Below are 7,948 nucleotides of genomic sequence, written 5' to 3' on the forward strand. Positions count from 1 at the left end.
CTACGAGGGCGTCGACCGCATCCTGAATCCGGTTCCGCCCTTGATTTTCGTGCCCACTACATCGGGGACCTCGGCGGACGTGTCCCAGTTTGCCATCATTTCCAACCGCCGGGAATTGGTCAAGATCGCCATTGTCAGCAAGGCCATCGTCCCGGACGTGGCCCTGATCGATCCGGAAACCCTCGTGACCATGGACGCCTATCTTACGGCCTGCACCGGCATCGACGCCCTGGTCCATGCCGTGGAGGCCTTTGTGTCCACGGCGGCCTCGCCTATGACCGATCTCCACGCCCTGGAGGCCATCCGCCTGGTCACGGCGAACCTTCCGGCCTGCCTCCGGGAGCCCGGCAACCTGGAACTTCGGGGCAAGCTCATGCTCGGCAGCATGGAGGCCGGACTGGCCTTCTCCAACGCCATCCTGGGGGCGGTCCACGCCATGGCCCACAGTCTGGGGGGATTTCTGGACCTGCCCCACGGGGAGTGCAACGCCCTGCTTCTCGAGCACGTAGTCGCCTTCAATTACACCCACGCGCCCGAGCGGTACCGGGCCGTGGCCGAGGTCTTCGGCCTGGGTATCAGGGGCCTGTCCGATCGCGAGATCCGGGAGCGTCTCATTCGAGCCGTCCGTGATTTGAAGAAGGATGCCGGGGTGGTCCGAACCCTGGGGTCGGCCGGAGTGTCCAGGTCCGACATTCCGGTGCTGGCCTCCAAGGCCGTCAGGGACGCCTGCCTGCTGACCAATCCCCGTCCGGCCAATCAGCGGGACATTGAGACCGTCTATGAAGAGGCCCTCTGACGACCGGGAGACCCAGGTCTCCCGTCTGATAGGATTCGGAGAGTTTTCCTCCCGGAAAAGCTACTATCCGGAACTGACCAGAAAAATTGAGGAATTGGAGCGACAGCGGGAGGAGATCCGCCGGCTCAAGAATTATCTGGACAACGTGATCGACTCCATGCCTTCGGCCCTGGTCGGTATCGATATCGACGGCCGGGTGACCTTCCTGAACCGGCAGGCCCTGAACCGGTCCGGTCTGAACATTCAGACGGCCGTATCCCTGCCCTTGGACCAGGTCTTTCCCGACTTCGGTTCGATTCTGGAGCACATTCGACAGAGCCTGAGCCTGGGGCAGGCCTGGCGGGAACGGTTGGTCTCCAGATTCGAAGACGGAGAATCGCGGCATGAGGAGGTCATGGTCTATCCACTGATCGCCGAGGAGATCGAAGGGGCGGTCATTCGGGTAGACGATGTCACCGAGCGGATCCGGGTCGAGGAGATGGTCATCCAGGCTGAGAAGATGCTCTCTGTTGGAGGTCTGGCCGCAGGTATGGCCCATGAGATCAAGAATCCCCTGAGCATCATCCTTCAGAATGCCCAGGTCATGAGATCCAGGCTGGGCAGGGGACCGGCCAGGAACCAGATCGAGGCCGAGGCCTGCGGAACGACCCTGGAGGCCATCGAGACCTACATGGATCGGCGGGGAATCTTCAAGATGATCGAGGCCGTGGTCGATGCCGGACGAAGGGCTTCCCGGATCATCGAGAGTATGTTGTCCTTTAGCCGCAAATACGGATCAGGCCGGACGGAGTGCGACGTTCGGGATTTGCTTGACGAGAGCGTCGATCTGGCATCCAAGGATTACGATTTGAAGAAACATTACGATTTCAGGTATATCGAGATCGATCGGGATTACGATTCCGATCTACCGAAGGCCATGTGCGATCCGGGAAAACTCCAGCAGGTCTTCCTCAACATCCTCAAGAACGGGGCCGAGGCCATGGCTGAAAAGCATGGAGGAGGCCCCAAGGCCGGGTCGAAATTCCAGCTCAGGCTTCGTCGCGAGCGAGGACGGATTCGGGTTGAGATAGAGGATAATGGGCCGGGCATGGACGAAACGGTCCGCAAACGGATCTTTGAGCCCTTTTTCACGACCAAGGAGGTCGGACGGGGCACCGGGCTCGGCCTGTCGGTCTCCTATTTCATCGTCACCGAAGACCATGGGGGAACCCTGGAGGTGGACTCCGCGCCGGGAATGGGAACCAGATTCGTCATCCGGCTCCCCTTAGGCCGGGACCGGGCAGAATCTCACGGATATCACGGAGGGCTTTCATGCACATAGTCACCGGCGGAGCCGGTTTTTTGGGGAGTGCAATCGTCTGGATGCTCAACCGCCGGGGCGTCGAGGATATTCTTGTGGTCGATAATCTGGCCCGAACCGAAAAATGGCGGAATCTGGTCGGGCTGCGCATATCCGGATACATGCCAAAGGATGAGTTCCTGGCCTTGGTCGAATCGAATCGGGCCCCGGCCGACGTGCAGGCCGTGATCCACATGGGAGCCTGTTCCTCGACGACCGAGACCGACGCCAACTATCTCATGTCCAACAATGTCGTCTATTCCCAGGTTTTGTGTCGCTACGCCCTGGAGCAAAACGCTCGCTTCGTCTACGCCAGTAGCGCGGCAACTTACGGCGACGGGAGCCGCGGCTTTGACGACGAGGCTGACATCGGCCTTCTCAGGCCCCTGAACATGTACGGATACTCCAAACACCTCTTCGATCTCTGGGTCCGGAGGCTGGGGCTGGAAGACAGGGTTGCCGGGCTCAAGTTCTTCAACGTCTTCGGGCCCAACGAGTGGCATAAGGGCGAGATGCGTAGCGTGGTTTGCAAGGCCCATGAACAGATTTCGGCCGGGCTCGGGCTGAAGCTGTTCCGGTCCCACCGGCCGGATTGCGGCCATGGAGAGCAGCAGCGCGATTTCGTCTATGTCAAGGACTGCACAGAGTTGATTTGGTGGCTTCTCGAACATCCCGAATCCTGCGGGCTGTTCAACGTGGGCACCGGCCAGGCCCGAACATTTAAAGACCTTGGTCTGGCCGTGTTCCGGGCTATGGATCGTGAGGCTGACATCTCCTATATGGACATGCCCGAATCCCTGCGGGACAAGTACCAGTATTTCACGCAAGCGACCATGGACAAACTGCGACGGGCTGGTTTCGACCGGCCATTCACTCCAATGGAGGAGGCCGTTGAAGACTACGTCCGCCGCCATCTGGCCTTGGGCGGACAGCCCCTTGATGTTGAGGTTGACCGATGAGCGGAAGCGAGACCGGGGTCTCCAGGCGCAAGGCACAGACTGGTGGGAGATTTGATCCGGAGTTGCTCTATGTGGAGTGCTCGGTCTGCGGCCGACCGGTCATGTGGGGCCAAGGTGAGACCACCCGACTGCTTTCGGCCTCCCATATCGATGTGTCGAAGCTTGATGAGCATTGTCTGTTGGTTTCGGACGGCTGCCCAACCTGCGCCCCGGAGCGGGTGGCCTTCAAGGCCCGTATCGTTCGCCTGTCCTGATAGGCTGTTTGTTTCAAGCGTTTTTTCCCGCCATCTCCACCATTCCGTCTCCTGCCTGCGGCGACTGAGTTCATCCTTGACCAAAGGGCCGGTTTCGTCTACGCGAACCCATCCCAAAATGGTTGAGCGGGCGCTCAACTTGATGCCGGCTCGAATTGTCGGCCGGTCCCAGACAACTCTCAACATTGGAGGCGGAGATGCGGTTTGTTCGGTGTACGATGTTGGCGGCCGTCATGGTCGGCCTGGCTTGGCAGGCATGTTGGGGAGCTGGTTTCGGGATCTACGAGTGGAGCGCTCGTGGTAACGCATTGGGCGGGGCCTTGGTCGGCCGGGCCGACGACCCTTCGGCCGTGGCCTACAATCCGGCAGGCATTACCCAACTGGAAGGCTTGCAAATGCAATTGGGCGCCACCTTTATCGGCCCCATGGTCGATGTCGATACCGGGGACAAGACCACGACCAGCGAGAAAAATTGGTGGATTCCGCCGCACTTCTTTGCCACCTACAAGGTGAACGACCGCTACAGCCTGGGGCTTGGGGTGTACAGTCGCTACGGTCTGGGCACTGAGTTCGACAGCAAATGGCCCGGCCGGTACAACGCCTACGAAGGGGTCATCAAGGCGGTTTCGGTTAACCCCAACCTGGCCATTTCCCTGACCGACTCCTTTTCTGTGGCCTTGGGCGTCGAGGCCATGTATTTCGACTTTCTCTACAAGAAAAAGATTCCCACCGGTCCCATTGTCGGTCAGGACGTGGGAGACATCAACGCCAAACTTCATGCCGACGATGTCGGTTTTGGGTTCAATCTGGGCCTCCACTATCAGCCCTGCCAATACGCCAAGGTGGGTCTGACCTATCGGAGCCAGGTCCAGCTTCGCATGGACGGTGACGCCGACTTCGATCGCCCGGCAGCCTTCGACGCCAACCCCCAGCTTCAGCCATTGTTCAAGAACGGCAATGTTTCGGGCGAAGTGACCCTGCCTGATTCCTGGTCCGCCGGGGTTGCCATATACCCGCTTGAAAATCTGAGTCTGGAACTCGGGGCCGTCTATACCCGGTGGTCGAGCTACGAGGATTTGACCATCAAGTATGATCAGACTCCAGTGCCCGGAATGACCAGCACCACAACTAAAAAGGACTGGAAGGATGTCTGGCGCTTCAACGCCGGCCTGGAATACAAAGCCCTGGACTGGCTGGATCTTCGTTTTGGATACATCTTCGATCAGAGTCCCATTCCGGACGACACCATCGACTACTTGGTGCCGGCCAACGACCGTCATCTGTTCAGCTTCGGCCCTGGATTTCACTTCGGCAACATGGACCTGGATCTGTCGTATACCTATCTCATGATCAAGGAGAGGAACATCGCCGGCCGTCCCGCCGACGGAGTTCTGGAAGGCAAGTCCCACAACGGATACGCTCACATGCTCGGCGTGAGTGTTGGCTACAGGTTCTAAGCACGGTTCATCGAGGAAAAAATCGTTGACAATCCGTCGGCCTTGAGCGTAAGCAACCCACCTTCGGCCGGGATGTAGCGCAGTCTGGGAGCGCACCTGAATGGGGTTCAGGGGGCCGGAGGTTCAAATCCTCTCATCCCGACCAGGAAAATCAAGGGCTTACAGGTATAAATCTGTAAGCCCTTTTTCTTTTTCAGTCCGTTGTACAACTTCTGTACGACTGTTTTGTCTTTTTTCTTTTGATAGAAATAAGCATGGTTTTCATTAAAAATACGTTGTGCGTGGCAGTATAATCGGGAAAAGTTATTTTTTATGTTGACTATCGAACTACTGCCTACCTCAAAATATTTTCGAACAGTTTCCCCACGCCGTTTTCAAAAACGATCTCCGATAGATCATGCCTTAGTATCTGGATAGGTCGATCCACTCCAGTTCAAGAACACCGCTTGAACCTTTAGTCCACGACGTTTTTCATCATCCTCCTCGGTCGAGCAAGATGTGGTTCACGGTGCGCTTGCAAAGATTCGGCCCGAGCTCGAGCCCCGTCCAGGTGGGCGTTCGAGTACCGCTGTCTTGATGGAGGGAGTGTCTAGCGTCAGACGAGAAAGCCGCGGGTCGTTCCTTGGCATTTATAAGAGAATAATTTAGAATTGTTGCATATTTTGTTCGAGGGAAGAAAATTTTGAAACCCTCCGGCGTCTTTGTCTTGGAAGAGGCCGAACGCTTTCAAGATTCGACAATCATCAAGGAGCGGAGATGAGCGGAAAAAATCATGAGTTGATGGAGCGGAGGAAAAAGGCCGTGCCCCGAGGGGTGTTCAACGTGGTCCCGGCGTTCGTCGAGCGGGCCGAGGGGGCCATCATTATGGATGTGGACGGCCGGGAGTGGATCGATTTCGCCGGTGGAATCGGGGTCATGAACGTGGGACATGGCCATGTCGGGGTGATCAAGGCCGTGCAGGAGCAGGCCGGACGTCTGACCCACTCCTGTTTCCATATCGTTATGTACGAGCAATACGTTGAATTGGCCGAGCGCCTGGCCGCCCTGGCCCCGGGAGACTTTCCCAAGATGGCGGCCTTTTTCACCTCCGGGGCCGAGGCTGTGGAGAACGCGGTCAAGATCGCCCGCTACGCCACAGGCCGGACCGGAGTGGTGGTTTTCGAGAACGGATTCCACGGCCGGACTCTCATGACCATGACCATGACCAGCAAGGTCAAGCCCTACAAGTTCGGGTTCGGGCCCTTTGCCCCGGAAGTCTACCGGATGCCCTATGCCTATTGCTACCGATGCCCGCTGGGACTGTCCTATCCGGGCTGCTCGGTGGCCTGTGCGGAAAAACTCCGGGATTTCTTCATCAGCCACGCCGCGGCCGAACACATCGCCTGCTTGGTGGTGGAGCCGGTGACCGGCGAGGGTGGCTTCCTGACCCCGCCGCCCGAGTATTTCCCAAAGCTCAAGGCCATCTGCGAAGAATTCGGCATCGTCTTTGTGGCCGACGAGGTTCAGAGCGGTGTGGGCCGAACCGGGAGATTTTTTGCCATGGAGCATTGGGGCGTGGCCCCGGACATGATCACCGTGGCTAAGAGCCTAGCCGGCGGCATGCCCCTGTCCGGCGTCGTGGGTCGGGCCGACTTGCTCGACTCGCCCCATGTGGGCGGCATCGGCGGGACCTACGGCGGCAACCCGGTGTCCTGCGCCGCAGCCCTGGCCGTGTTGGACGCCTTTGAAAATGAGAACCTCCTGGGCCGGGCCGTAGAGCTGGGTCAAAGGCTGCGGACCGAGTTCGAGTCATGGCAGGAAGAGATGCCCCTGATCGGTGAGGTTCGGGGTTTGGGGCCCATGCTGGCCCTGGAGTTGGTCCGCGATCGCAAGACCCGGGAACCGGCCGGAGACGAGACCCGGGCCGTGGTGGCCGAGTGTCGGGAACAGGGGCTCATCGTCCTGGCCTGCGGCAATCACGGCAACGTCATACGGACCCTCATGCCCCTGGTCATCGATGACGAGGTCCTGGCCAAAGGGCTGGGCATCCTCAAGGCGGCCCTGCACCACATATCCGCCGGGAGGGCCGGATCGTGACCTTCGGCCTGCACGGACGAATCCTTCTGGTCGACGTCGGGGTCAAACAATACGAGATCCGGCCGACCTCCGAATGCCCGGGAAACCTGGGAGGCAAGGCTTTGGCCACGGCCCTGCTTCTCGAGCATTGCCCCGCTGGAGCCGACCCCTTGGGTCCGGATAATCCGGTGGTCATTGCCACCGGCCCTATCTGCGGATCTCTGGCCTGGGGAGGGAGCCGGTACTGCATCTGCACCAAGTCGCCCCAGACCGGGCTCTACGCCGAATCCTACTCGGGCGGGGCCGTTCCCGAGGCCGTGGAGGCGGCCGGATTCGACGCCGTGGTCCTCACCGGGGCCTCCTCCGGGTTGACGACTCTGGCCGTGCATGAGGAAGGGTGCGAATTTCTGGACGCATCCGGGATGCAGGGCATGGAGACGTTCGTCGCCGAGGAAGAGATTTCCCGACTTACGGCTTCGTTCTATCCGCAAGGGAGCCGCACAGGAGCCATGGTTGTCGGACCGGCGGCCGAGAACTTGGTCCGGTTCGCCATTGTGGCCAATGACCGCTGGCGGTGTGCCGGGCGGTGCGGGGTGGGCACGGTCCTTGGGGCCAAGAAGATCAAGGGGCTCGTCTTCGGTGGGAAACGAAAACGCCCTTTGGCCGAACCGGACGGGCTCAAGGCCTACGCCAAAGACTTTTTGACCCGGTTCAAGGACAGTCCCGGGGCCAAAGCCTATCGGGCCCGGGGCACCACCCAGATGGTGGCCATCATGAACACGGCCCGGGCCTTTCCGGCCAAGTATTGGAGTCAGGGCACCTGCGAGCATTGGGAGAGGATAAGCGGCGACACCTTGCACGCCGAGCACGAGGTCGTGCCCCATGCCTGCCGCAAATGTTTCATGGCCTGCGGGCGAAAGACGACCCTCAGGGCCGGGTCATACGCCGGACTGACCCTGGAGGGGCCGGAGTACGAGACTATCTTCGCTTTTGGCGGATTGTGCATGATCGAGAGCATGGAGGAGATCGTCCGCCTGAACGACCTGTGCGACCGCCTGGGTCTGGACACCATCAGCGCGGGCAACCTC

General features: G+C 59.6%; 7 protein-coding genes and 1 tRNA gene. All 8 read left to right on the plus strand.

Annotation, left to right across the window (positions count from 1 at the left end):
- On the plus strand, positions 1-796 hold a 796-nt coding region (locus tag EOM25_10565), incomplete at its 5' end, for an iron-containing alcohol dehydrogenase (protein NCC25619.1).
- The gene (locus tag EOM25_10570; GenBank protein NCC25620.1) at positions 780-2,117 is read left to right on the plus strand and encodes a PAS domain S-box protein; all 1,338 of its coding nucleotides are present in this window, start codon (positions 780-782) and stop codon (positions 2,115-2,117) included. The genes EOM25_10565 and EOM25_10570, both read left to right, overlap by 17 nt.
- Positions 2,108-3,094, plus strand: a complete 987-nt coding sequence (rfaD, locus tag EOM25_10575; GenBank protein ID NCC25621.1) for an ADP-glyceromanno-heptose 6-epimerase — start codon at positions 2,108-2,110, stop codon at positions 3,092-3,094. Before EOM25_10570 ends, rfaD begins: the two co-directional genes overlap by 10 nt.
- Positions 3,091-3,348, plus strand: a complete 258-nt coding sequence (locus EOM25_10580) for a hypothetical protein (protein NCC25622.1) — start codon at positions 3,091-3,093, stop codon at positions 3,346-3,348. Before rfaD ends, EOM25_10580 begins: the two co-directional genes overlap by 4 nt.
- Positions 3,349-3,545: 197 nt before the next feature.
- Complete coding sequence (locus tag EOM25_10585; protein ID NCC25623.1) at positions 3,546-4,805, plus strand: transporter; 1,260 nt, start codon at positions 3,546-3,548, stop codon at positions 4,803-4,805.
- Between the two features lie 68 nt (positions 4,806-4,873).
- A tRNA-Pro gene (locus EOM25_10590) sits at positions 4,874-4,950 on the plus strand.
- Positions 4,951-5,561: 611 nt separating this feature from the next.
- Positions 5,562-6,881, plus strand: a complete 1,320-nt coding sequence (gene gabT / locus EOM25_10595; protein NCC25624.1) for a 4-aminobutyrate--2-oxoglutarate transaminase — start codon at positions 5,562-5,564, stop codon at positions 6,879-6,881.
- Positions 6,875-7,948: aldehyde:ferredoxin oxidoreductase (locus tag EOM25_10600; GenBank protein NCC25625.1), on the plus strand; the 1,074-nt coding region annotated here is incomplete at its 3' end. The genes gabT and EOM25_10600, both read left to right, overlap by 7 nt.

The sequence above is a fragment of the Deltaproteobacteria bacterium genome (assembly GCA_009929795.1).
GTDB lineage: Bacteria > Desulfobacterota > Desulfovibrionia > Desulfovibrionales > Desulfomicrobiaceae > RZZR01.